The following is a 25,862-nucleotide window of genomic DNA, read 5'->3' as shown; positions in this document are numbered from 1 at the left end:
TGTTTTTGATATTGTTGGAGTTTGTTTTTTACGAAACATACTTATGTTTTGGAAAGCGATTTTCTTTTTCTATACCAAAATATAACAAGAAATGATAGCATTAATCCTACGAATCCAATTACCCAATATAAAGTATAATCTGTACTAAACTGAACCGGGGCAACATCACCCAATAGATAAAATCCACCCCAATAAAACGGATGTGTACGGTTCATGCTTGCGTTATGTAAGTATTGTAATTTAGCCTGTTGTAATGCTTCGGCTTTATTCATGCCATCTTTTATGTTAGTATAAAAGTTCTTCATTAACTCTGGGGTGGTCTGATCCGATACTTCCCAACTGCTCAATAGTAAACTTTTGGTACCTGCGTATTGAAACGCTGTTCCCAAACTCATAATACCTTCTCCTTTAGCAATTTTACCTGTTCCGGTGTTACAGGCACTGAGCACAGTGAGTTCTGCCGGTATATTCAATGAAAATAACTCGTGGCTATACAGCAGATTATCTTCAATAGAGTCATTGTTTCTGGTAAAATATAGCCTAGAGTTCTCAGGTCGTTCATTATCTACTTCACCGTGTAGTGCTAAATGTAAAATACTATACTGTCCGGCATTCTTTTTAAAATTAATTTCCACAGCTTCTGATCCGTAAAAATAGTTTCCATTAATTATATTAGCAATGGCTTTGATTTCTTTACGGGTACCAGGTAGGTCGTTCTCATACTCAGTAAGGGCTGAGAGGCTTATGGATTTTGAATTTTGAAAAGCTGAATTGCCCGAAAACGAAAAGGCTAAACATTCTTTTTGCACTTCTGAAAAGTCAAAAATACGTTTTTGGTTTTTTGAAAAAAGTAAATTTGCCGAATTGGCATATGAAATAGCATAATCATTCAATAAATACGATAATTCTTTTGGGTTATTAGAAACATCTTTCTGACTTAATAATAAATCAAAATTGAGGTACCATAATCTTCCATCAGGTACAATGATGAGTTCTTTGCCGACAAATTGATTTTTTGTCGGTGCAATTAGATCCTGATACAACTGATTGGCAACTGCCTTATAATTCTGAGTATTCTTATCTTTTATGGATTGTCTAAACTCTGTAATTTTTTGATCGAGACTAGGTATGTGCATTTCTTTTATTGCAATCTCTTTCTTAGTTATGGTAATGGCATAAATCTTGTCATCAGAGATGAAAAACTCCAATAGTGTAGTATTGTCCTTAAGCATTTTTTGAATCTTGCTAACTAGAACAACTGTTTTCTTATACCTTAATTCATAATATTTAGGATAATCTTTTTCTAATATGAATGCTATCGAATCTTCTATATTTTTTAGATATGCCAACTTTCTTTCGTATTCAGTTATTCTTTCATGATTTATTTCAGTATTAGATCTTTCTTCGATGATTCTGGATTGATAAAAAGACCTATTAATTCTTTGAATTCTTTCTAGTTCTAATAATTCTTTGGATAATCCTGCAAAGTCTTTTGTTTTGGACTCGTTTATTAAATCTTTAAGCATATTGGCTTTGCTTTTTTCAACGTAATAAATTATTTTCTCCAATGCAGATTTTTTAGCAAATTTCTTGTGATACAATAGCTGGGCTTTTATCGCATCAGAATACATCTCTCTTGTTTTTGAAGCGAAAATTAATTTTTGCTGATAATCCTGATAAGATTTTCGAATATAATCAATCAGAATATCTGCTTGCTCATATATTTTTAAGCTTTTGTGTAAGTCTTCATCATTTTTAAATTGGAGATAGCTTACGTATAAGGTTTTAGCCTTTTCGTGAAGGACTTTTAAAAGTAATTTAGAATCATAGTATTGACTGGGATCAAATTCTTCTAATTCCTTATCAGGATATTTTGTTTTTTTATTTGCTATTACAGCCTTATCAAAATAAGAAATTGCAATTTCAAATTCTTTTTTTTCATTATATACTGTTCCGATACTATAGTAGAAATCTGAAGTTAGTAAATGCGTTTTGCCATACCTGTTTTTAAATATGTCAAGACCTTTTTCATAATATTGTAAGGCGTTGTCATATTTCTTTCTTTTTGTGTAAATATTTGCTATTCGTAAATTTAAATTTACGATTTTTGGGTGATCTGCAGCCAACACTTCTTTATATCCCAAAAGTGCCTTTTCATAAAATTGTAATGAAGTGTCATACTCTTTTTTTTCATAATGTAAATCTGCAATATCAAAATTTAGACTTGCTACTTTAATGTTTTTTTCTCGATATGCTTGAAGGTATATTTTTAGACTCTTTTTATAATTGAGTAACGCTTTTTCGTACTGTTTTTCATTAGTATACAAAGCTCCGATATTCTTGTAGCTTTTAGCGTTTTCAATATAATCTTCACCAAATAATTCTGATCCAATATTGATGCTTTTATGATAATATTCAATAGCCTTCTCATCCTCTCCGTTTTTGGTAAAAACATTTCCCATGTTGTCATATATAAATGCAATCATGTCCTTTTTTTTGCAGTACTGAAAAATTATTAAAGACTTTTCGTAGTTATCCAAAGCCAAATCGTATCTAAGTAAATTTTGATAGGTTAGTCCTATGTTTAAAAAACCATAGCCAGCATAAAAATGATATAATCCATACCGCTTAATCGCTAACTTTAAAAACGTATTGAAATAATCAAGAGCTACTTCGTGCTCTCCTAGATTTTTGTAAATAAGTCCTATTCGATCGTAGTAAATTATAACTTTTTCATGATTTTCGCCGTGTAATTTAGACTCGATATTTAGGGCTTTTTTAAAGTAAGTAACAGAACTCTGCAAGTTACCTTCTGATAATAAGGATTCAGCCTTTTTTAAATACTCATTGGCCTTGATAGTATCTTGTGGTGATTGAGCACAAATACTGTGATATGAAATAATGAATATAAAAAAACAAAAAATCTTAATATCAAAAAGATATTGTAGTAGTTTCATAGGTTGCCAATGAATTTAACCTGTTATTGGTTCTGACTTTTTCGTCATCTTTATAATAATCACATAGTAATATCTATATATTTATAACAAAGAACGTAAAAATGTTACTTTTACCGCATAAAATAAATATCATAATAAAAGGTAACAGATCACTGTTTTATGACATTAACCCATGAGCAGCATTGAGGAGAGAAAAATTTTAGAAGGAATTGCAGCTGGAGATTCTGAGGTAATTAAAACTTTTTACAAAAAAAATTATAATTATATAAAAGGTTTTATTCTCCAAAATTCTGGTGAGGATACAGATGCAGAAGATATTTTTCAGGATGCTTTGATAGTAATTTATGAAAAATTGAAGTCAGGCTCTTTGGATATGAACAACAATGTTTCTATCCGGACATATTTGTATGCAGTATGTAAGAATTTATGGAGAAGTCGGTTAAGAAAGAAGAAGAAATTGATTGTAGATAGCGAAATAATTGATGGAGATGAAGAGTTTGAAATGTCTATCGCCCAAGAGATAGAGGATAAAGAACGTGAGCATTTGTATCGCAAACACTTTCTTGCCTTAAGTAATGCTTGTAAAGATTTGTTAGAACTTGTTTTTAAAGGTAATAGCATGAGAGAAATAGCGACGATTACTGGATATTCTGAAGGATACACGCGTAAAAAGAAATTTGAATGCAAAAAAGCACTCATAGAGAGGATAGAAAAGGACCCTGCTTATCAGGAGTTAAAAATGATCTCTGAAAAAGAATAATTGGTATGGAAAGAACTCAGGAATTATTTGAAAAAATAGAAGGATATTTAACCGAGAGATTGTCAGAAAAAGAGCTAACTGCTTTTGAAAATGAAATGCCTTCTGACCCTGAACTCACACTCGAAGTTGAAAAACATCGTAAGTTGCACGAAATATTAAGCGATTCTGACACGCTTCATTTTAAAGAAAAGTTACAAAAAATCAATAACGAGGTTAGGCAGGAAGAATCTTCGAGTAGGTCAAGCTCCTACTTTTCGTATTTTAAAATAGCTGCTTTTTTCGTGGTTCTTATTGGACTTGGAACTTTGCTTTGGAATAATTTCAATACCTCTGATAATTATTCAAATCTATATATTTCCTATTATGAACCATATCCGGTGGAAGATATTACTAGAGGAGGCGAGGTAAATGAAATGGAACTTATCAAGAAAAACTATGCTAATGGGAATTACCAAAAAGTAGTTACTGCCCTAAAAAATACCAACTCTACTGCATTATCAGATTTGTTAAGATTATATCTCGGAAACAGTTATCTCCATCTTGATAAAGAAAAAGAAGCACTACAGCAGTTCGAGGCCATAACAGATACCAGTAATTATTTTGAAGATGCCAGCTGGTATCAAGCCCTTACATATCTTAAGTTAGGAGAAATTAAAAAATCGTGGGAGCTTCTTAAAAGCATCATTCGATATGATGGAATCTACAAAGAAAAAGCCACTCAATTGATAGAGAAGTTTAAAGAATTGTAACTGGCCAAGTTCAATAAAACGATTTCTTGGTGAATCGTAGCGCTATATAATCCATATTTTTATCTTTGCCGCGTCTAATTGAATTATACTAAAATGGCTGTAAACTTTATAGAAGAACTACGCTGGAGAGGAATGTTACATGATGCTATGCCAGGCACAGAAGAATATCTAATGGAAGAGATGCGGGCTGCATACGTTGGCTTTGATCCTACAGCAGATTCTTTACATATTGGAAATTTAGTGCCTATTATGTTACTAGCACATTACCAGCGGGCCGGACACAAGCCTTTTGCTCTAGTAGGTGGTGCTACAGGAATGATTGGAGATCCATCGGGCAAATCGGCAGAGCGTAATCTTTTGGATGAAAAAACACTAAGACATAATCAGGAATCGATAAAAGCTCAATTAGCCCAGTTTTTGGATTTTGAAAATAAAGCTGAAAATGCAGCAGTTTTAGTAAATAATTATGATTGGATGAAAGAATTTTCATTCCTTGATTTTATAAGAGATGTGGGTAAGCATATTACCGTAAACTATATGATGGCAAAGGACTCTGTGAAGAATAGAATTTCTTCCGAGTCTTCTGATGGGATGTCTTTTACAGAATTTACCTATCAATTGGTGCAAGGATATGACTTTTTGCACTTATATAGAGAGCATAATTGTACATTACAGATGGGGGGTAGTGATCAATGGGGCAATATTACGACAGGAACAGAGCTAATTAGACGTATTGGAGGTGGAAAAGGATACGCACTAACCTGCCCATTAATCACAAAATCTGATGGATCTAAATTTGGTAAATCTGAAGGAGGAAATGTTTGGTTGGATGCTAAAAGAACCTCTCCTTATAAATTCTACCAATACTGGTTAAATACAAGTGATGAGGATGCAGAAAAGTATATTAAAATTTTCACATTTCTGACCAAAGAAGAAATAGAAAGTTTGATTACTGCTCACACCGAAGCTCCTCATCAAAGAATCCTTCAGAAAAAATTAGCAGATGAAATAACTATCCTTGTGCATTCTGAGGAAGATCTGGAGAATGCAATTAAAGCTTCTAATATATTATTCGGGAAATCAACTTCTGAAGATTTAAAAGGTTTGGATGAAGCGACATTTTTAGATGTTTTTGAAGGTGTACCTCAAGCAGAAATTTCTAAAGACTTAATAGTAGATGGTTTAGATATTATAGGAGCTCTAGCAGAACATACGGGATTTTTAAAGTCAAATGGAGAGGCACGTAGAGCACTGAAAGAGAATTCGATATCTGTGAATAAAGAAAAAGTAAAAGAAGGATACGCTATTAGTGCAGATGATTTGATTAATAATATGTTTATTTTACTACAAAGAGGAAGAAGAAATTATTTTGTAATCAGAGCGGTTTAGAATAAGAACAGTTATACTAGACTTTTTAAAATTTAATTAAATAAAAAACAAAGCCTGCAAGAATCTCTTCTTAGCAGGCTTTGTCAACTAACCAATCAATTATTGAAAAAAACTTAGCGTTCTATATGTTTATCGATGTACTCGATTATTTTTTCGTTTTTATTTTTTGCCAATTTACATCGGCTTTATTTTTTAATGCTGTAGCTCCTTCTTCATTCCATTTAGTCAGCGTATTGATTCCCCAAGAGTTATAGAATAAATATAATTTACCGTCTCTTATTTCAAATGTTTCAGGATCAATATCAACTTTTTCTGCTTTAGCTCCAATCGCATAAGCACAGTAACCACCATATTGAGGTACAAACTTTTCTGGATTGCTTTTAAACCTTTCCAGATTTGCCTGACTTGCAAATTTGTATTTTGCATTGTCGTGAGTTACAGTAAATTTACTTTCTCCTTTTACAGCTTTATTATTAAAATATTCAGTTACATCATAACCTTCAGCCACAAATCCTTTTTTAACATTATAATCTATTTGTTGTGCGCTTAAGACCAATGACATTCCTAAAAACAGTATGACAAAGAATTTTTTCATTTTATGTTGTTGTTTTGTTGTTACGTCTATTCAGTCGTGAAAAAATCAGAACATTACAACTTTAACATAATTATAAGTTTTAAGAGATATAGGAACAGCATTTGATTTTCATATACTCTAAACTTACTTACACTTATAAATACGTTTTAGAAAAGTAAACGTTGCAAAAAAATAATTTATAGTAACATCAGATTACATCCTCTTATATCACTATGGTCAAACCTGCCTAGTATTTCAAAACTACCATTAGCATAAGTTTTACCAAGATCCTGGGTTGCAATAAATGAGCAGGAATTTATATTAGCCAGATCTATAATATTAATACCTCCGGTTTGGCCCGTGCTCATAGATGTTAGAGCATCCTCTGGGTCACGAGTGCTAACTTTCATCCACGGTGGGCAATGAAAAATCCCATTACCTTTAGAGTATGCCTGCGATAGCAATTCTGTCATACCATATTCACTATGAATTTTAGAAACACCAAAACCTTTTTTAAGAATCTGATGTAATTCTTCTCGGATCATTTCTTTTCTTTTTCCTTTCATTCCTCCGGTTTCCATGATGATGGTATTGTCATCCAGCTCTATTTGATGGTTTTCGACCAGATTCAATAGTGCGAAAGAAACACCTATAAGAAGTACTTTTTCGCCTTGTTTTGAAAGTTTTTTAAGAATAGTGACTAGTTTTTCTGTATCGTCTAAATAAAATCCACTTTTTGGTTTTTGACTCTTTTTTATAAGTGCATCGACCATATATACCAGAGAAGATCCGTTTCGTTCCAGATACGATGGTAACAGGGCCAGAATTGTATACTCTTTTATATCTCCGTAAAAAAAATGAAATCCTTTTTGGAAACTAGTTTGATAAATTTTTGAATCCGTTACATAATGTTTGCTGGTGATACTACCTGTGGTTCCACTACTAGTAAAAATTTCTTGAATATTAGAAGTGGAACTGAGAATTTTTTCTTTTTTAAAAAATTCTATGGGTAAAAACGGGATTTCCTTTATAGTTTTTACTGAGCTTTGAGCGATGCCCAAAAGATTGCAAAATCGTTGGTAAACATTACCATTGATATATTGATGACGAAAAATTCTCAATGCAGCTTTTTCAAAATCCTGATCATTTTGAATTGTAAAAATAGTTTCAGCCGGCATAGAAGTTGAAAAAGGTATTTTGTTTAAAACAAAGGTAAAAAAAAACACCCCGTTATAGCAGGGTGTTTTGTATATAAAACAAATCTTTGTTACTATTTTCTAATTAATTTTTTCGTAAAAACCTTTTCTCCTACTTTGATTCTAAGTACGTAAACTCCTGGTGGTAGTGCAGATATATCAAGCTGTTCTTGAGTAGTTATTACTTTAAATAATACTGTTTTACCCAGAACACTAAATACCCTGCAAGTCATAGACTTACCTGATTTAGAGGTTATGTTAAGAACATTACCAGAAACAGGATTAGGAAAAACCTGGATTTCTTCTTCTTGATCAATAGTGCTAAAAGTAGTTTGTGCCTGTGCTCCAGTCGAAAAGGAGAGGCTTATAATACCGATAAATATGAGTAGTAAGTAGATTTTTTTCATAAAAACATTATTTTGGGACCATAAAAGTACAATATTTTATTAAAAATTGAGTTACGAACTCTTTTTTTTAATGTTAATTCTCTACGTATTATCGATTTGATAAAAAAATTATGGATCTAGCCTTCTTAAATTAAGGTTTGTAATTTGTTTTGCGTATTTCCTAAAAAAACAAGATATTTGTCTCATTATGAAGTTATAAGAATTATGAACATCGCTTGGGAAATATCATTTTCGATATTGTGTAATTAAGAAAAATCTTCTTAAGAGCTTCCTTTTATTCCTTTTTTCTAATCATAATTCTTTCACTTATGACATCTAATAAGCTTACACTTTCTAAACTATTTTTTTATTTTAAGATAGCTATAACTGGCAAGGAACAAGAATTTACATCCGGTAGCATTCGCAAAGCAGTATTTATGCTTGCAGTTCCTATGATCCTTGAAATGATGATGGAGTCTATTTTTGCGTTAGTAGATGCATATTGGGTTTCTAGCCTGGGGCCAAATGCCATAGCCACAGTAGGATTAACAGAATCAGTCATTACTTTGATATATGCCGTAGCGATTGGTCTCAGTATGGGGGTTACTGCAATAGTAGCGCGTAGAGTTGGAGAGGAGGATATGATAGGAGCTTCTCAAGCGGCAGTCCAGTCCATATTATTAGGGATTTCAGTTTCCATAATTATTAGTATCATCGGAATACTGTTTCCAAAGGAAATTTTAACTCTTATGGGAGCCGAACCTGATTTAATAGCAGAGGGATATGGATATACACAAGTGCTTTTGGGAGGAAACATAACGATTATGCTGTTGTTTTTAATCAATGCCGTTTTTAGAGGTGCAGGAGATGCTTCTGTTGCAATGAAAGTGTTAATCGTTTCTAATGTTCTGAATATAATTCTTGATCCTCTTTTTATTTTCGGTTTTGGACCTATTCCTGGTTTTGGGGTTCAGGGAGCTGCAATTGCTACAACGATAGGAAGAGGTAGTGCAGTGTTATTTCAATTGACCATCCTTTTCTTTGGATGGAGCAAGATCAAAGTAACTTTGAAAGATATTGTTTTGCGATCCAAAGTAATGTTAAATCTAATTAGGGTATCTCTTGGTGGTATTGGTCAGTTCGTTATAGGAACTTCCAGTTGGGTGTTTTTAATGAGAATTATGGCAGAATTTGGTAGTGAAGTGCTGGCAGGATACACGATTGCAATCCGAGTATTGATGTTTACCTTAATGCCTTCCTGGGGGATGAGTAATGCAGCGGCAACACTTGTTGGTCAAAATCTGGGAGCTGGCGAACCGGATCGTGCAGAACAATCTGTATGGAAGACCGGAAAATACAATGCGTATTTTATGCTTTTTGTATCTGTATTTTACCTGGTGTTTGCAGAGGTAATAATCAAAATCTTTAGCTCAGAGCCAGAAGTTGTTACGTATGGAGCTTTAAGTCTGAGAGTCATAGCGGCTGGTTATGTATTCTATGCATATGGCATGGTGATTATTCAATCTTTTAACGGAGCAGGAGATACTAAAACTCCTACCATTATCAACTTTTTCTGTTTTTGGGTGTTCCAGTTACCGTTTGCATATCTGGCAGCAATTGTTTTTGATTGGGGTGCTATGGGAGTATTTTTAGCAATTACTTTTGCCGAAATTTTAATTGCAGTTATAGCCATTGTGTGGTTTAGAAAAGGGAATTGGAAGTCTGTGAAGGTTTGATCATATAAAAAAGCACCTTGATGGTGAACAAGGTGCTTTTCTGTTTATTGTTGGCTGAATTTTTAAGACGTATTAGTTGCGTGTCCAACCAGAATTCCATGAGTTGTAATCTGCACCAGTTCCATTACCTACACCAGAGATTACATCACTTTCGTCAAAAGTAGCTCCAGTATCATTTTTAAGGTTTAGTGTGATATCATCAAAAGTAATATCAGTAATAGAAGTTTCATCATTTAAAACACCGTTTCCAGTTTCGGTGTCATCAAGGTCAAAACCTTCTGCAAAACCTTCCAAAAGAACATTGGTAAATATAGCTCTTGTTCCTGCACGTAATCGGATCGCTTCATTCTCATTAGAAGAACCAAGTCCATTGATAGTAAGGTTTGTAACTGTAGGTGCGGACCAAAATACAGGATTAGAGTTGTTTCCTATATCGGTGTTAAAACCATCACCTTCTATTCCTTTATCATGAGATTGTCTGTGCTCGATGTATACATTTGTTAATGTTCCTGTAAATCCTTCAGTCCAGTCTACAGAGTCATCCTGAGCACCAACAACAGATATAAATGAAGCGTTCACAGTTCCTCCAAAAAACTCTACTCCGTCATCTGCTCCTTCAAAAGCCTGAATAAACTCGATAGTAGTTCCATTTCCTACTGCATAAAATGAAAATCCATTGTTTTCCGAAGCTGCGTCTGCCGCTCCTCCAGAATATTCGATACGAACATATCTAAGGATACCAGAGTTATCATCTGCTATACTACCACCATAGGGTAATCCTCCGATTTCAGAAGTAGAAGTAGCATCACCTCCAACAACAGAATTTATAGGTGCTCTACCTAAAATAATGAGACCTCCCCAATCACCAGGATTAGGAGTAGAAGTAGCAGAGGTAAATACAATAGGATTAGAGGAAGTTCCTTCAGCATTGATAGTTCCACCTTGTAGTACAGCTATGTATACATCAGATCCAGTAGCAGCTCTTACTACTACCCCTGGCTCTACAGTAAGGGTAATACCTTCAGGTACGATAAGAGCGCTGTTAAGAGAATACTCTGTACCTAATTCTAGTGTAAGGTCTTCTGTTAAAGTTCCACCTATCACTTCGCCAGTAGGATCTATAGGAGAACCGTTACCGTCGATATTAATCGTAATGTCTGCTGTGTCATCACTTGCACAGGATGCAAAAAGCAATGCAAAGACAAGGGTTTTTAAAAGAAATATATTTGCTTTCATGGGTTTTTATTTTGATTAATTTTGTTTTTTAAAATGAGTTAAAATGTATATTTAAATTGTAATCCAATATTTACTCCTCTCTTATAACTCGAAAGAGCAAACTCTTCTATTGGATTGATTTCATTATTTGTATTTCTAGTGAATGGAATGCCAAAAGTGGTAAGCACGTCTTCTGATATCGTAGCATTTTCACGTACTCTTTCGATCGTAGGATTCAATAAGTTTTTAACACTAAGGTTGATTTCAAAATTCTCTCGTACTTTATTCTTCCAAACGAAGTCTAGAGTTGGCACTCCTTTTTCTACGATATTTCCTAATTGCCCAGCTCCAAGTGCATCTATTCGATCAGAAAAGTAAGAGAATACAAGGTTTGCTACTGGTTTGTAATCTCCAAAAGTTGGGGTGTAGCTTACATCTGCATTGATCAAAAATGGTGATGCACCTTGTAATTGATCAGAGTCTCTATTAAAATTGGTGTTGAAAGTTCCGGAAACTGTTTTTAAATCCTGTTTTGTAGAGGTATAGGTAATATTTACACCAGCAGAAAGAAGATTTTCTTCTTCAGCGTTTTGTAATAATGCTTTTCGTGCTTCTAATTCGATACCAAATACTTCCGCTTTGTCTCCTGTTCTAAAGAAACGTTGTGTTCCTGTTGCATCATTTGCAGATACTAAGTTTACAGGATCGTTAATCTGCTTTGCGAAAGCAGCAATAGAAAATATCTGACCTTGATCAAAGAACCATTCGTATTTTAAATCTAAATTAATGATTGAGGAGAATGCAGGGTCATTTAATAAGTCTGGATTACCTCCAATACGATCGGTTACGTTTTCATAAACAAAAGGAGCTACTTCTTTAAACTCTGGGTTAGAAACCGTTCTACTAACAGAAAAACGCAAGTTTTGATCTTCGTTTAATGCATATTTTACATTTAAACTAGGTAATAAAAAAGTTTCTGTTGCTTCATTACGCCCAGGGTTGTTGAACGCAAGGTTGATCACATTATATTCAATACTTTGATTGAAAGATTCTACACGTAGTCCGGGAACAAATGTCCACTTCTCTCCATATTTATAGATTGCATTCGCATATAAGGCGTGAATATCTAGGTTGCCGGTATAAGTATTTTCTGGAAGCCCAGGAAGGTTTGTATTTCCTAATCCATTCGAAGGATCTAGTGGGTTTATCACTACGGTATTATAGGTAACACCTAAATTATCAATATTAAAAATTGAATTGAAATCATTAACATTAGTAACTTCTGTTCTTGGTTCAATAATACTTAATCCAAAACGTTGGTTATCGAAATCACGTTGTTTTATACGTCCATTATATCCAAAATTAAAGGATAGATTTTCTTTATGCTCGTAGGATACGTTTACACGACCATTCCATTCTTGATCTTCAATATTTTGGAAGTAACGTTGATTATCAAAATCTACATTACGAAAAAGAACTGGGTTCGTACTTGGGTCGTTGTCTAAGGCTAGATCAAACTGTTCTAATGCAAGACGTTTTCTATCCGGTTGGCGAGCCAGAACGCTGTTAAAACCAATCCCGTAATCTACTTTTATTTTATCACTAATATCACTAACTCCAGATAACTGATTAACAAAGATCATATCTTGTTCGAATTGTACATTTTGAGTAAAAAACCCAAAATCGTCAATGTCAGCAATGGTGTTTCGGTTAAAACCATTTCCATCAATACCAAAACGCCCTACTTCATCTCGAGCGTCATTAATGAACAAGGAAGTAAATTTTATCCTATGATCTGGATTAATACGATATACGATGTTTGTCATTGCTGTCGTGGTACGACTATATTCAAAGATTTCTGTATCTCTAAATATTTGATTTTCTGCTGCAGTTACGTTTGCGGCTTCACCTCTTAGATATTCATAGCTACTTCCAAAGGATGCGGTTCCAAAAATGCTTAGTTTTGATTCTTCACCAATGTCCCACGACTTACCTGTGGTAATTGATCCAGAAAGTCCTACAGGTCCTTCTGAAGAAATAGGGTCTACTCCGTGCGATAAAACAACAGCAAAAGGATCATTTCTGTATCTATTGTAAAAACCAAAAAATCCTGTCCCCTCGCTTTTTATGAATTTTTGTCCGATAGCAGCAGTATTTATACTATTTCCTAGATCCACATCGATATATGCTTTTCCAGCGTGCTCTTTGGCTATAATGTCTACATTACCCGCAGCAAAATCACCATAAAAATTAGCAGCATACGTTTTGCTAACGCCAATATTCTGAATAACATCAGAAGAGAATAGACCAAGATCTATATTTTTTTTATCAACATTATTTGCGGGTAATGACAACCCATTAAATGTGGTGTTTAGGTATCTATCTCCAAGACCTCTAACGTAAACATTACCACCGCCTTCTTGTTTCGAAATTCCAGAAATTTTGGTAACAGCCGAAGCTGCATTGCTTACTCCTTTATTTGAAAGTTCTTGAGCGCCAATACTTTGTTTCTGAACCACAGCACCTTTTTGATCTAAAAGTAGTGCTTGCACACTTTCTTTTTTTCTACTAGTTGTTTTAATAACAACTTCATCTAAGGCTGCTGCACTTGCGCCAATTGATACGTTAACTGTGGTGGTTTCATTCGCTTTTACAATAACTTCTTTGTCTAAGGTTTCATACCCAACAAAACTAAATTCTACTGTATAGGTTCCTGGTTCCAGGTTTTCTATACTGTATAAACCATCAAAATCTGTGGTGGTTCCTTTGCTGGTCCCTTTTATTAAGACGTTAGCAAAAGGTAAAGGTTGATTATTTGCTTCTTTATCAAGCAAAGTACCGGCTATTGAACCGGTTTCCTGCGCACCCACTATTCCAACAACGAATAATGCACAGAGAATTACAATTTTTCTCATAACGTGTTCTAAATTCGGTGCAAATAACGCTAGCTATTGTTACCTGTGCGTTACTGAAAAATTAAATAAGAGTCATTATAATGTTATGTAATTGTTATCTGAAACTGTCTAAACAGAGAAGTTAAATGAATAATCTATTTAATGAGTTTAGTTTAAAGTGTTGTAGGTTAAGTGTTTTGAGTTGTTCTTATGGATAGTTACCTAATTGTTAAGAAGGAAAGTAAGATATAGGTAAGATGTATGAATTTTAAATAATAGAATTTGTTTACGCCAGGATTTCAGTGAAAAAACATCATTTGTTATATGTTTATTACTTCATTGAAACAAAAAAGCGCTCTAAAATTTTAGAGCGCTTCATATAAAGTTATATGGCAAATTTAATTATCGTTATAATTTACAACAACATCACTCTTATTTGACCAAGTTGTAACAGACGCAATGGTATTCTTAGAATAATTTACTTCAGAAAGTTTTTCATTTTCCCAAAAAAACCATTTTCCTGTTTTTATTCCATTCTGATATTGTCCCAAGGCAATTTTTTTACCGGTTCTATCAAAAGATTTCCATTCACCGTGAAGCTTTCCTTCTTTATTGTAAAATCCCTGTTGACGAATTTCACCATTTTCATAAAAGTAAGTTCCTTTAATTATATCTCCTTGTTTTTCAAAAGTAGGTTTTGCGTTCTGAGCCATCATTACTCCTGAAAAAAGAATCGCTAATGTTAAGATTAAATTTTTCATAATATATGTTTTATTGGGGTGTACTTAATGTTTGCATTACAAATGTAACATTAATTTTACTTTTAAGCAACATTTAGGTAACATTAAATTAACATTGAGTATATAAAGTATTGAAAATAAGATTCTTGTAATGTTATCAAATTTAAAAACGGCTATAATTAGATTCTTTCAGTACATAACTTGACCTAATTTTACGAAGGTTTTCAATTGAACTATGTAGAGTATACGGCAACAATTATGAACGTCAATATTATGGTCAAAATCATACATTTGATCAGTAACTTTCTGAAAATACTATGCTTTTGCGATTGTGGAATAAGCTTTGAGGTCGTTTTGTAAATTCACTGTCTTTTTAAAAATTAAAATTCGAATGGAATTCCTTCGCTGATGATCTGTCGATTACTTAAACACTATCTCGTTTAGACTTAGTGTAAAAAAGATAACATTTCAATAACATACGACTAGAATTTTAGTAACATTTTTGTGGTTCATAAGATTGTGAGAAGAATATGAACGACATTTATATTTTGATGATTGTTGCCTTGGCTATTTTGGCCATTGCAGATCTAGTTGTTGGCGTGAGTAATGATGCTGTTAACTTCTTGAATTCGGCCATAGGTTCTAAGGCTATTTCCTTTAGAACCATTATGATTGTAGCTAGTATAGGAATTGCTGCTGGGGCCATTTTTTCGAGTGGTTTGATGGAAGTAGCCCGTAAGGGAATCTTTGTTCCCGGCGAATTCTACTTCGACGAAATTATGATCATTTTTATGGCGGTTATGATCACGGACATTTTACTACTGGATTTTTTCAATACTTTAGGGATGCCAACTTCCACCACCGTATCGATAGTATTTGAGTTGTTGGGAGCGGCTGTATGTGTTGCACTGATTAAAATTGCCGCTGATTCATCTCTTTCATTAGGAGATTTAGGTAATTACATAAACACTAAAAAAGCCGGTGAAATCATTGCTGGGATATTACTATCTGTAGTAGTTGCTTTTTCAATAGGAGCTTTAGTGCAGTATATAAGCAGACTCTTATTATCTTTTAATTTTGAGAAAAAGGCAAAATGGGTAGGTGCATTGTTTGGAGGAATTGCGCTCACCGCTATACTTTATTTTATTTTCATAAAAGGAATCAAAGGAACTAACTACGCGAAAGAAATTGTAGATGTTTTATCTAATGATACCGGACTGGGTTTTTTGGAATGGGCAAATTTACACTTTGAGAGTTCCTATGAGACAATAAAGGAATTAGCAGATGCGAAAAAAGATCTGTTTAAGATTGACGTAGAAGCAGGAACTATTTCTACCACATTGAGAGGTTTTTTAGAAACGAATGTTTTAGCGATCGTTGTATCGGGCTTTGGGCTATTGTCTTTACTTTCTTATGGATTCATGACCATTTTAAAAACTAATATTTATAAACTTATTATAGTAGTAGGAACTTTTGCGTTGGCCTTAGCTTTTGCAGGAAATGATTTGGTGAACTTTATTGGTGTTCCTATTGCGGCATATAAGTCATACTTGGATTGGAGTGCATCGGGAGTCCCTGCTAATGAGTTTTTAATGTCTTCTTTGAGTGGAAAAGCTGAGACTCCTACCTTAATACTGTTATTTGCAGGCCTTATTATGGTTTTAACACTTTGGTTTTCTTCAAAAGCTAGAAATGTAGTTAAAACTTCAATAGATTTATCACGTCAGGGAGATGGAGATGAAAAGTTTCGTCCAAATTTTCTGTCGAGAGGTGTAGTAAGAGGAACCGTTTTCGTTTCTGAGGTAATATCTTCTGTTACTCCAGAATCTTTTAAGAAGTTTTCTGAAAAACAGTTTGAAGAAATGCCAGCATCTGCTAGTACTAGAAAAGAAGATCTTCCGGCATTCGATATGGTTCGAGCTGCTGTTAATTTAATGGTTGCCGGTGTGTTAATTTCTATAGCAACATCTATGAAACTGCCTTTATCTACCACCTATGTAACGTTTATGGTGGCGATGGGTTCCTCATTAGCAGATAGAGCTTGGGGAACAGAGAGTGCTGTATATCGTGTTGCTGGTGTGTTAAATGTTATTGGAGGGTGGTTCTTTACCGCAATAAGTGCTTTTTTAGCAGCAGCATTAATAGCGTTCCTGATCAATTTCAATCAGCCTATTATGACAGGTGTTTTACTTCTTGTGGCAATCATTCTATTGGCGAGAAATACGATTAGATATCGTAATAAAACCAGAGCTGATAAGGCAGAAGATAGTCTTAAGAAATCCGAGAGCAGTTCAATTCAAGGAGTGATTGAGGAAAGTGCAGATAATATTAAGTCTTTCGTAAACAGGGGGAATAAAATTTATGGGAACACTATTGATAGTTTGGCAAAATATGATTTGACTGCACTTAAAAAAAGCCGAAAAGGAATTGCCAAATTAGAAACAGAAGTAGAGGAGCTGAGAGATAGTATTTTTTATTTTATAAAGAACCTGGATGAATCGAGCGTTGGAGCCAGTAGTTTTTATATTTCGATTTTAGGACACTTGGAAGATATTACTCAGTCTCTCGAATATATTTCTAAAAACAGCCACAAGCACGTTAATAATAACCATAAGAAATTACGATTTAACCAAATCAAAGATCTCAAAGAGATTGAAGATCAATTGCAGGAATTTTTTAGTAGTATTAAGGATATTTTTGACAAAAGAGAGTTCGGCAGTCTTAACAATATCATAGAAGAAAAGCAGGAATTGTTTATTTTGGTAAATGATAAAATTAAAAAGCAAGTAGAGCGGACAAGAACAGAAGAAAGTAGTCCTAAAAATACTACGCTTTATTTTGGATTATTAACAGAGACGAAAGATCTTATAACAGCCACTATGAATCTGTTGACTACATATCGAGATCATCAGGATTAGTACTTGGAGGATATTTTATAATATTAACTTAAGGTTATGCTTATAAAATCTTTATGTTAGTTTATCGTTTCAAAGTTGAATGTTTATCAAAACTTCATTTTAACCTAGTATATTTACGAATAGTGATGTAATTATTAAAAAATGAACAAAAAAGATATTACCATTTTATTAGTAGACGATGAGCCGGATATTTTAGAAATTGTTGGTTACAACCTTACGGCAGAAGGGTACAATGTTTTAACCGCAGAAAACGGCATTGAGGCACTTAAAATTGCTAAGAAGAAAAAACCAAATTTGATTATTTTGGATGTAATGATGCCAGAGATGGATGGTATTGAAGCGTGTGAACAAATCCGTAAGATACCTGATTTGCAAAATACAATAATTACCTTTCTTACGGCTCGGGGAGAAGATTATTCTCAAGTTGCTGGATTTGATGCAGGAGCAGATGATTATATAACCAAGCCTATTCGTCCAAAAGTATTAGTTAGTAAAGTAAAAGCGTTACTTCGTAGGTTAAAAGAAGATGACTCTTCTAGTAATGTGGTAAAAATAGGAAACCTTGTAATTAATAGGGACGAGTACAAAATTCTAAAGGATAAAAAGGAGATTATATTGCCCCGGAAAGAATTTGAATTATTATCTTTATTAGCCTCTAAACCAGGAAAAGTTTTTAAAAGAGAAGATATTCTGGATAAAGTATGGGGTAATGAGGTTATTGTCGGTGGTCGTACCATCGATGTGCATATCAGAAAATTAAGAGAGAAAATAGGAGAAAAAAGCTTTAAAACTATTAAAGGAGTAGGCTATAAGTTTGTTATATAATGGCAGAAAATTTTAGGAGATCGTATAGGTTTGCTTACTTATCATCTTCATACATAACGTTAGTATTAACGCTCTTAGTGAGCGTTTTTTTATATGTTCAAAATCAATTCAATGTACTATTCGTACTATGTTTTGTTATTTTGTGCTATGCTACATCTTTTATCATTATACAATACAGAGTTCAAAAATTTATTTATCGTAGAGTGAGAAAAATCTATGATGATATCGAAATGCTGGATGTAGATACCTTGGGCGAAAGCCCAGTGACAACTGACATGAAAACATTGATCAAAGAAGTTGAGAAATTCGCTAAGAAACGAAAAACCGAAATAGAAACTTTAAAAATCAGAGAAGATTATCGTAAAGAGTTTATGGGTAACGTTTCGCACGAGCTAAAGACGCCATTATTTACGGTACAAGGGTATATATTAACGCTCCTAGATGGAGCTATGAAAGATCCTGCAATTCTAGAGAAATATCTTAATCGAGCCAGTAAGGGAGTAGAGCGACTAATATATATAGTGAAGGATCTGGATATGATTACCAAACTGGAAGTGGGTGATCTAAACCTTAATTATACAAATTTTGATATTATCGAATTAGTACAAAGTGTTTTTGATCTGTTTGAAATGAAAGCATCAAAGAAGAATATTGCGCTAACTTTTGACATGAATTACCAACAGCCCATTATGGTTCACGCAGATAAAGAACGAATTCAGCAAGTGTTATCAAATCTTGTTGTTAATTCGATTAAGTACGGAAAGGAAGACGGAACAACCGAGGTTAGTGTCGAGAATCTTATTCGAAATAAAGTCATTGTAAGAGTTACTGATAATGGAGAAGGAATTGCACAAGAACACATTCCTAGATTATTCGAGCGGTTTTACAGGGTTGATAAAAGTGGCTCTCGGAAAGAAGGAGGTTCAGGACTTGGATTGGCTATTGTGAAACATATCATTGAAGCACATCACGAACGTATCTACGTAGAAAGCGATTATAGAATTGGGAGTGAATTTTCATTTACTTTGGAAAAAGTGAAAAAGTTCCCCGTAGTCGATGTCGGTGCTAAAACAGCTTAATCCTTTGTAAGCGTTTAGATCGTATAATTTTTTTAATGTAAATTCTTGTTGTGTACAACTCGGAACCAACTTGTTGACCTTAAGGCGCTCTGCCAGATATTCTTGTTCAAATTGTCCGGGAGTCGGTATAAAAAATGCTTTTTTCTTTAATTTAGCCAAATCCATCACGGTAGTATACCCTGATCTAGAGATGATCATATGACTACTATTAATGGTGTTTTGTAGTGCTTGGCCAGTTAGATAATTATGAATGGTAATGTTTTTTTTGATAAATGTTTTCTGTTTTTCTTCAATAATACCTCTTACAAAAACTATTTTTTTATCACTACGCTCAAATTCTTGAAAGAGTTTTTTCTCTAACATAGTACGCTGAGGTTCAGGGCCCGATAACAATACCAAAATATCATATGTTTTTGGTAAGTTCTGATAACTAAACCTGCTTATTGGACCAAGATAAGTAACAGGAATATTACTGCGTTTAGGATGCCCAAGCTCACCACTTAAATTAGGGTCGTCAGCCATATCGGGAACCCAACAGACATCAAATTTTTTAATGTACTTGTTCTGAAATTTAGTGCTGATAGAGGTAGTTTTTCCACTTAGTACCGTAAGCTGATGAGTAATAAATACAGAAGGAACGGTCTCATGTCTTATTCCTAATCGATTGTCTGATATGATTCCATAAAAATTATCAGACTCAATAATGCGATTAATTGCCTTTTTTTCTGCGGCAATTGTGTGCGCTAATTTGGGACCATTCAAAAGCATTTTTAAGTTAAAAATCTTTCTTTTTTTTGCGTATTCAAGATTATAAGATGGAAGTGCTTCCGTTTTTAGGGTAGGAAATTCTTTTTTCAATAAAGCGAGCGCTGCTCCGTCCGATGCAATTACAGGCTCAAACCCCTCAAGAATTAAAGCATTTATTATCGGAATGCAACGCGTTGCGTAACCTAGTCCCAAATTTAGTGGTGCTACAAGTACTTTTTTATTCAAAATCGGTCGTTTTGTATTTTAATGATTTAAAAAGCTTATTGTCTTTATTTTAAAATTAATAGTATTCGTCTAAGTATATATTTCCTTAATTTTACCAAAAAATCATGTTTAGGTTAGTGAAACTGTGATTTCAAAAGTGAAACGCATTGAACATATTGGTTGAACCTGCCTTTGCCGTCAGGCAGGCTAATCCCGTTGTAGAACGGGATCTATTAAGAGGGTGTGATTATGTTCAAAAAGAAGCGTATTGGATGGGTCTACTAAACTAATACTGATATAGAAAGAGATTCGTATAGTTGTTATGTGTTGGAACTGAAGATTGTAATTTTCTTTTACAAATAAAGAATTCTAAACAAAGATGTAACATATACGGAGTAAGAGAGTCAAATAAATACAGAGTTAGATAATTAACGTGGGAAGCAAGAATAAATTAAAACGTTTTAACGAGAATAAAACTTTTCAAAATGTAATCGAACCATCAAGAGAAGAGGTATTAAGTAATGCTTTAGGTTTCAAAGGAAAATGGAGAGAAAAATTCTTCAAAAATCAGAATCCTATTGTATTAGAGTTAGGATGTGGCAAAGGAGAATACACGGTCGGATTGGCAGAAAGATATCCTGATAAGAATTTTATCGGAATTGATATAAAAGGAGCTCGTTTCTGGCGTGGAGCTAAAACAGCTATCGAGAAACAAATGAATAATGTAGCTTTTATTAGAACTCAGATAGAGTTAGTGGATCACGTCTTTGATACTAATGAAATCGATGAAATATGGATTACATTTCCGGATCCACAGATCAAATATAAGCGAACTAAACACAGGATGACCAACCATGAGTTCTTACAGCGTTATAAAAAAATTCTGAATTCAGACGGTATTATGCATCTTAAAACAGATAGTGAGTTTATGCATGGATATACATTAGGGCTGTTACACGGAGAAGGTCACGAAGTACTGTATGCAAATCATAATGTATATCATCAAGAAGGTTCTCCAGAAGAGGTAACAGCTATTCAAACTTTTTATGAAAAACAATATCTAGAAAAGAATAAACCTATAACTTACATCCAGTTTAAAATTACCTAATTGCGGCATCGATTTGGAAACTACTAAACTTTTTCTTATTACCTTTTTTGCAGCCTTAGTTGGTGTTATTCCTCCTGGTTTAATTAATATGACGGTAGCAAAAACCTGCTTAGAAAGAGGTAAGAAAAATGGAATTTTAGTGGCAATTGGAGCTTCTGTAGTTGTTTTTATTCAGGCACTATTAGCTATTCTGTTAGCAAAATATATATTTTTTAATCCTTATGTAAAAAATATGCTGCTTAGAACGGGAGCAGTAATATTTTTCCTAATGGCTATTTACTTTTTTGTAAAAGCTAAGCAAAGAAGGACTAAAATAAAAGTGTATAAACACGCTGGATCTCGTAGTTTATTTAAAGGAGTTATGATGTCTACCATCAATGTATTACCAATACCTTATTTCTGTACTATAGCTGCTGCTATGAGTGTAAGTGGTAGAATAGAATATGACGCATTGAGAATTGTTTTGTTTGGAGGTGCTGCGGGAACCGGGACTTTTGTGACCTTATATTTCTACGTTTTATCTTTTCTTAAGATCGAAAAAAAGACAGCATCCATTACCAAATATTCTAACTACTTCATGGGGATATTGATGCTAATTTTAGTAATGCTGACTTTAGCTAGAATAATTTATACTTGGGATGAAGGATAAGAATACAAATGAAAATTTCTTTGATCGTGTGTATGAAGTAGCACGGCTAATTCCGTACGGTAGAATTACTTCGTATGGAGCAATTGCAAAATATCTAGGAGCAGCAAGGAGCGCTCGAATGGTTGGTTGGGCTATGAATGCTTCTGGTAAACTAGAAGATGTTCCTGCTCATCGTGTAGTAAATAGAAAAGGAATTCTAACCGGAAAGCATCATTTTGAAGGCACAAATTTAATGCAGCAACTACTAGAAAATGAAGGGGTTAAAGTAATTGATAATCAAATCCAGCATTTCGAGAAACTTTTCTGGGATCCAATGAAGGAGTTATGATTTTATAATATTTCCTAATTTTTGAAAAATTTACAAATATTTACACATTAGCAATACCGATACCACTATAAATCATTTCAATTTATTGGTTTTATAATCTTAACTATTCAACCTATCTTTGCATTTAGAATCATTCTAGATTGATTGGTTTTTAGAAAAAGAAATAATACGCATGAAGTTAGAAAAATCAGATATATTAAAAGCGTTAGAGACGATCACCGTTGCCGGCGAAGGTAAAAATATGGTAGAGAGTGGTGCTGTGAAAAATATAATCACGTTTGGAGATGAAGTGATTGTTGATTTAGAGTTGTCTACGCCTGCATTACACATCAAAAAAAGAGCAGAAGTTGATGTAATGAAAGCTATTCACGAGAAAGTATATGAAAAGGCTAAAATCAAAGTGAATATCAAAGTAGAAGCTCCTGCCGCTAAACAACCGGCAAATAATGTAATTAAAGGAAAACCAATTCCCGGAATCAAAAACATTATTGCTGTTGCTTCTGGTAAAGGAGGAGTAGGTAAGTCTACAGTTACTTCAAATTTGGCGGTAACTCTGGCAAAGATGGGCTTTAGCGTTGGATTATTAGATGCTGATATTTATGGTCCCTCTGCACCTATTATGTTTGATGTAGAAAGAGAACGACCATTATCTGTTAAAGTAGGTGACAAATCTAAAATGAAGCCTATAGAGAGTTACGGAGTAAAGATATTATCTATTGGATTTTTTACACAACCTAATCAAGCAGTAGTTTGGAGAGGCCCTATGGCTGCCAAAGCACTAAATCAGATGATTTTTGATGCGGCTTGGGGAGAATTGGATTTTTTACTTTTGGATTTGCCACCGGGTACTGGAGATATTCACTTATCGATTATGCAGTCTTTACCAATTACAGGAGCTGTGGTAGTGAGTACACCTCAAAATGTGGCTTTGGCCGACGCAAGAAAAGGAGTTGCGATGTTTCAGCAGGATAGTATCAGTGTTCCCGTGTTGGGAATTGTAGAAAATATGGCATATTTTACCCCAGAGGAGCTTCCTAACAATAAATATTATATCTTTGGAAAAGAGGGTGCTAAACACCTTGCAGAAGATATTGATGTGCCATTTTTAGGAGAAATACCATTGGTACAAAGTATTCGTGAAGCTGGAGATGTAGGTAGGCCCGCAGCGTTGCAAACGGCCACTCCAATAGAGAAAGCTTTTGAAGAATTAACCAGGAATGTGGTACAGGAAGTAGTGAATAGAAATGAAAGTTTACCACCTACCGAAGCGATTAAAATAACAACAATGGCAGGATGTTCTGCTGTAAAAAAATAGAAAATGACTTCTGAAGAATTAAGAGTTAATGTAGAAAAAGCACTAGATGAAATTCGCCCTTTTTTAGAAAGTGACGGAGGTAATATTTCATTAGTGGGTATTGAAGATGATAAAAGAGTTAAGGTTCAGCTTGAAGGAGCTTGTGTAGGTTGCAGTGTAAACCAAATGACACTAAAATCAGGAGTAGAGATGACCATTAAAAAATATGCACCTCAAATTGAAGAGGTAGTAAATATCGAATAGCATTATTGCTGTTTGTATTATAATCATATGCTCAAGAAGATTGTTTTTCTTGAGCATATGTTTTTTTAGATCTAATTTAAGAATAGATTCATATGAAAAAGTTTATTTGTACACCGATTTTTGGCTTTGCATTAATTTTTTTATTTACTGATTGTAAATCAAAAACGGAAGAAAGAGTTGATATTACAAATAAGCTATTTGAGAACAATAAACATCTAGAAGTTAAAAAAACAAATAAAAACACTACGTATACAGGTCTTATAACAAACTCTAATTATGGAACAAGTCATCATTATAGTTATAAACTTACAGTAAATAACGGAGATGTAAATTGGAGCGGAGGTACAGCAGAACCAAAACATCTACTATTTTGTAAGGACTCTATTTACATTCATTATCTCAAAGAAAAATACATTCCGATAAATGCTAAAGATTCCATAGAAAATAAAGTTGAAAAAGGGGGTTATTATGAGGTTCAGGATGTATTTGAAGTCTATGTAGATAAACGTTATTTTTTTAAATTCTTTGGAGATGACTATTGGTTAGAGATCTCGTCAGAAAGATATAATCTTCAAAAAGAATCCTGTACTGAATATAGCATCCCAAATGACAATGAGTTATCAATATCTAATACTATAATAGATTAATAACTATTTGGTTTTTTTAGACCAAATAAAGGATGTAACACTGGAATCTTTAAGATAATACAGTGATATATAATCCAACTTCCTCCAAACGTACCTATCACCAATATCATAAATTTTGGCAAGAATCCCCATTCAAGATTCATAATGTAATATCCGATGGTTATAGTGATCGTTTGATGTAAAATATAAAACGGATAGACTGCTCTATTACAATAAGCAAGTAGATTACTTTTTGTATTTAAAAATTTAGCTCCATATCCTAAAAAAACCAAAATCCAAGACCATAAATTGGCAACCTTAACCAATGCTTCAGTGCAATGAATAAGAAGACTATCTTTACCTTGTATCCATATGAAAAGCTGAATAGAGAAAGCAATAATTCCGATCAGCAGTGCTTTAGACTTTATACGATTCAGGCTTTTCCAAAAGGCTTCTCCTGAAGAGATGAGTATAAAACCAAAAAGGAAGAATGCCAAAGAGTTAATAAAATTGAACCAATCATTAATTAAGTCGTGTGTAATATCAAAAAAGGGTTCAATCGCGACCTCAAAAAGATATAGTGGTATTATAAATAAATAAAATCCATAAGGCTTTTGAATCTGTCGTTGCATCCAACTTGTAAATCCCGGAGCATTTCTTTTAATTTTTATAAATAAAGGAGAAAGAATTATAGAAAACACCAATAGGTATGGTAAAAACCAGAGATGATGCCAACTGATATTTCCTTCGGGATATACTCCGATAAATGCTTCTGTAGTGAAATACTCAACATAAGATCCGCTGAATTGATTATTAGCCAATCTTTCAAAATAAACCTGTGGAGGAACGATAAATAACATCCCAAATAATAATGGGATTAATAACCTTTTAATTCTTTCCCAATTAAATTGCCGGATATTTCTATACGACAATGCATAAAAGGTTCCCATACCCGAAATAACAAATAAAATTGGTAAACGCCATTGATTTAGAAATAACATAGGCCAGCGGATCCAATCGTAATTTACATTGTTTTTGATGTGCCATCCCCAGGGAACAAAAAACATTCCTACATGATAAAAAATGAGTAACCCAAATACAATAACTCGTAACCAATCTAGATCGTAACGACGAATTTTTTTATTCATAACTTTTGAAAATGTTGTTTTGTCAAAAGTGAAATAATTACCTTTTAATTAGATA

The 25,862-nt window shown here is 33.6% G+C and carries 22 protein-coding genes; 13 read left to right on the top strand and 9 right to left on the bottom strand.

Annotation, left to right across the window (positions count from 1 at the left end; translation table 11 throughout):
- Window positions 1–41 precede the first annotated feature (41 nt).
- Complete coding sequence (locus ACE94K_RS02130) at window positions 42–2,957, bottom strand: CHAT domain-containing protein (RefSeq protein ID WP_378179294.1); 2,916 nt, start codon at window positions 2,955–2,957, stop codon at window positions 42–44.
- A gap of 172 nt (window positions 2,958–3,129) precedes the next feature.
- Here ACE94K_RS02130 and ACE94K_RS02125 point away from each other — a divergent pair, with 172 nt between their 5' ends.
- From ACE94K_RS02125 to tyrS, 3 genes are all read left to right on the top strand, one after another.
- Window positions 3,130–3,717, top strand: coding sequence for an RNA polymerase sigma factor (locus ACE94K_RS02125; protein WP_378179291.1), 588 nt, complete (start codon window positions 3,130–3,132; stop codon window positions 3,715–3,717).
- Window positions 3,718–3,722: 5 nt separating this feature from the next.
- Window positions 3,723–4,466, top strand: coding sequence for a tol-pal system YbgF family protein (locus ACE94K_RS02120; protein ID WP_378179288.1), 744 nt, complete (start codon window positions 3,723–3,725; stop codon window positions 4,464–4,466).
- A gap of 93 nt (window positions 4,467–4,559) precedes the next feature.
- A complete protein-coding gene (tyrS, locus tag ACE94K_RS02115; RefSeq protein WP_378179285.1) occupies window positions 4,560–5,855 on the top strand; it encodes a tyrosine--tRNA ligase in 1,296 nt (431 codons plus the stop codon).
- Window positions 5,856–6,000: 145 nt separating this feature from the next.
- Here the strand turns inward: tyrS and ACE94K_RS02110 are convergent, their stop codons facing one another.
- The 3 genes from ACE94K_RS02110 to ACE94K_RS02100 form a co-directional block, all read right to left on the bottom strand.
- Window positions 6,001–6,450 carry a YHS domain-containing (seleno)protein gene (locus ACE94K_RS02110; RefSeq protein WP_378179283.1) on the bottom strand — a complete coding sequence of 150 codons (450 nt, stop codon included), beginning with the start codon at window positions 6,448–6,450 and terminating at the stop codon, window positions 6,001–6,003.
- A gap of 176 nt (window positions 6,451–6,626) precedes the next feature.
- The gene (locus tag ACE94K_RS02105) at window positions 6,627–7,607 is read right to left on the bottom strand and encodes an acyl transferase (protein ID WP_378179280.1); all 981 of its coding nucleotides are present in this window, start codon (window positions 7,605–7,607) and stop codon (window positions 6,627–6,629) included.
- A gap of 92 nt (window positions 7,608–7,699) precedes the next feature.
- Window positions 7,700–8,032 (bottom strand): T9SS type A sorting domain-containing protein, encoded by a 333-nt coding sequence (locus tag ACE94K_RS02100; protein ID WP_378179277.1) that lies wholly within the window; start codon window positions 8,030–8,032, stop codon window positions 7,700–7,702.
- 308 nt (window positions 8,033–8,340) lie between these two features.
- On the opposite strand from ACE94K_RS02100, the gene ACE94K_RS02095 reads away from it, so the two are divergent.
- On the top strand, window positions 8,341–9,747 hold the full coding sequence (locus ACE94K_RS02095; protein ID WP_378179273.1) for an MATE family efflux transporter: 1,407 nt from the start codon (window positions 8,341–8,343) through the stop codon (window positions 9,745–9,747).
- A 72-nt stretch (window positions 9,748–9,819) separates the two neighbouring features.
- Here the strand turns inward: ACE94K_RS02095 and ACE94K_RS02090 are convergent, their stop codons facing one another.
- The 3 genes from ACE94K_RS02090 to ACE94K_RS02080 all read right to left on the bottom strand — a co-directional run bounded on the left by ACE94K_RS02090 (window position 9,820) and on the right by ACE94K_RS02080 (window position 14,617).
- Entirely contained in the window at window positions 9,820–10,983 is a 1,164-nt protein-coding gene (locus ACE94K_RS02090) for a multidrug transporter (protein WP_378179270.1), read from the bottom strand.
- A 38-nt stretch (window positions 10,984–11,021) separates the two neighbouring features.
- Complete coding sequence (locus tag ACE94K_RS02085; RefSeq protein WP_378179267.1) at window positions 11,022–13,877, bottom strand: TonB-dependent receptor domain-containing protein; 2,856 nt, start codon at window positions 13,875–13,877, stop codon at window positions 11,022–11,024.
- Between the two features lie 377 nt (window positions 13,878–14,254).
- Window positions 14,255–14,617: a toxin-antitoxin system YwqK family antitoxin gene (locus tag ACE94K_RS02080; protein WP_378179264.1), complete on the bottom strand. Its 363-nt coding sequence runs from the start codon at window positions 14,615–14,617 to the stop codon at window positions 14,255–14,257.
- A 509-nt stretch (window positions 14,618–15,126) separates the two neighbouring features.
- Between ACE94K_RS02080 and ACE94K_RS02075 the strand changes: the two genes are divergently transcribed.
- The 3 genes from ACE94K_RS02075 to ACE94K_RS02065 all read left to right on the top strand — a co-directional run bounded on the left by ACE94K_RS02075 (window position 15,127) and on the right by ACE94K_RS02065 (window position 19,418).
- The gene (locus ACE94K_RS02075) at window positions 15,127–17,514 is read left to right on the top strand and encodes an inorganic phosphate transporter (RefSeq protein WP_378179262.1); all 2,388 of its coding nucleotides are present in this window, start codon (window positions 15,127–15,129) and stop codon (window positions 17,512–17,514) included.
- Between the two features lie 141 nt (window positions 17,515–17,655).
- On the top strand, window positions 17,656–18,339 hold the full coding sequence (locus ACE94K_RS02070) for a response regulator transcription factor (protein WP_378179259.1): 684 nt from the start codon (window positions 17,656–17,658) through the stop codon (window positions 18,337–18,339).
- Window positions 18,339–19,418 (top strand): sensor histidine kinase, encoded by a 1,080-nt coding sequence (locus tag ACE94K_RS02065; protein WP_378179256.1) that lies wholly within the window; start codon window positions 18,339–18,341, stop codon window positions 19,416–19,418. Before ACE94K_RS02070 ends, ACE94K_RS02065 begins: the two co-directional genes overlap by 1 nt.
- Here the strand turns inward: ACE94K_RS02065 and ACE94K_RS02060 are convergent.
- A complete protein-coding gene (locus tag ACE94K_RS02060; RefSeq protein ID WP_378179253.1) occupies window positions 19,356–20,411 on the bottom strand; it encodes a glycosyltransferase in 1,056 nt (351 codons plus the stop codon). The two genes, ACE94K_RS02065 and ACE94K_RS02060, sit on opposite strands and share 63 nt — an antisense overlap.
- Before the next feature lie 412 nt (window positions 20,412–20,823).
- Here ACE94K_RS02060 and trmB point away from each other — a divergent pair, with 412 nt between their 5' ends.
- From trmB to ACE94K_RS02030, 6 genes are all read left to right on the top strand, one after another.
- On the top strand, window positions 20,824–21,498 hold the full coding sequence (trmB, locus tag ACE94K_RS02055; RefSeq protein WP_378179250.1) for a tRNA (guanosine(46)-N7)-methyltransferase TrmB: 675 nt from the start codon (window positions 20,824–20,826) through the stop codon (window positions 21,496–21,498).
- Between the two features lie 13 nt (window positions 21,499–21,511).
- Entirely contained in the window at window positions 21,512–22,147 is a 636-nt protein-coding gene (locus tag ACE94K_RS02050; RefSeq protein ID WP_378179247.1) for a LysE family translocator, read from the top strand.
- Window positions 22,137–22,475: an MGMT family protein gene (locus ACE94K_RS02045; protein ID WP_378179244.1), complete on the top strand. Its 339-nt coding sequence runs from the start codon at window positions 22,137–22,139 to the stop codon at window positions 22,473–22,475. Before ACE94K_RS02050 ends, ACE94K_RS02045 begins: the two co-directional genes overlap by 11 nt.
- A 172-nt stretch (window positions 22,476–22,647) precedes the next feature.
- The gene (locus ACE94K_RS02040; RefSeq protein WP_378179242.1) at window positions 22,648–23,790 is read left to right on the top strand and encodes a P-loop NTPase; all 1,143 of its coding nucleotides are present in this window, start codon (window positions 22,648–22,650) and stop codon (window positions 23,788–23,790) included.
- 3 nt (window positions 23,791–23,793) lie between these two features.
- Window positions 23,794–24,033 carry a NifU family protein gene (locus ACE94K_RS02035; RefSeq protein WP_378179239.1) on the top strand — a complete coding sequence of 80 codons (240 nt, stop codon included), beginning with the start codon at window positions 23,794–23,796 and terminating at the stop codon, window positions 24,031–24,033.
- Between the two features lie 92 nt (window positions 24,034–24,125).
- A complete protein-coding gene (locus ACE94K_RS02030; protein WP_378179236.1) occupies window positions 24,126–24,680 on the top strand; it encodes a hypothetical protein in 555 nt (184 codons plus the stop codon).
- On the opposite strand, the gene ACE94K_RS02025 is transcribed toward ACE94K_RS02030, so the two are convergent.
- Complete coding sequence (locus tag ACE94K_RS02025) at window positions 24,677–25,807, bottom strand: acyltransferase family protein (RefSeq protein ID WP_378179232.1); 1,131 nt, start codon at window positions 25,805–25,807, stop codon at window positions 24,677–24,679. The genes ACE94K_RS02030 and ACE94K_RS02025 overlap by 4 nt on opposite strands.
- Between the last annotated feature and the right edge of the window lie 55 nt (window positions 25,808–25,862).

The sequence above is a fragment of the Aquimarina besae genome (assembly GCF_042434905.1).
Taxonomy (GTDB): domain Bacteria; phylum Bacteroidota; class Bacteroidia; order Flavobacteriales; family Flavobacteriaceae; genus Aquimarina.
Note: the sequence above shows the minus strand (reverse complement) of the source record. Positions and strands in the feature narration are given on the sequence as shown.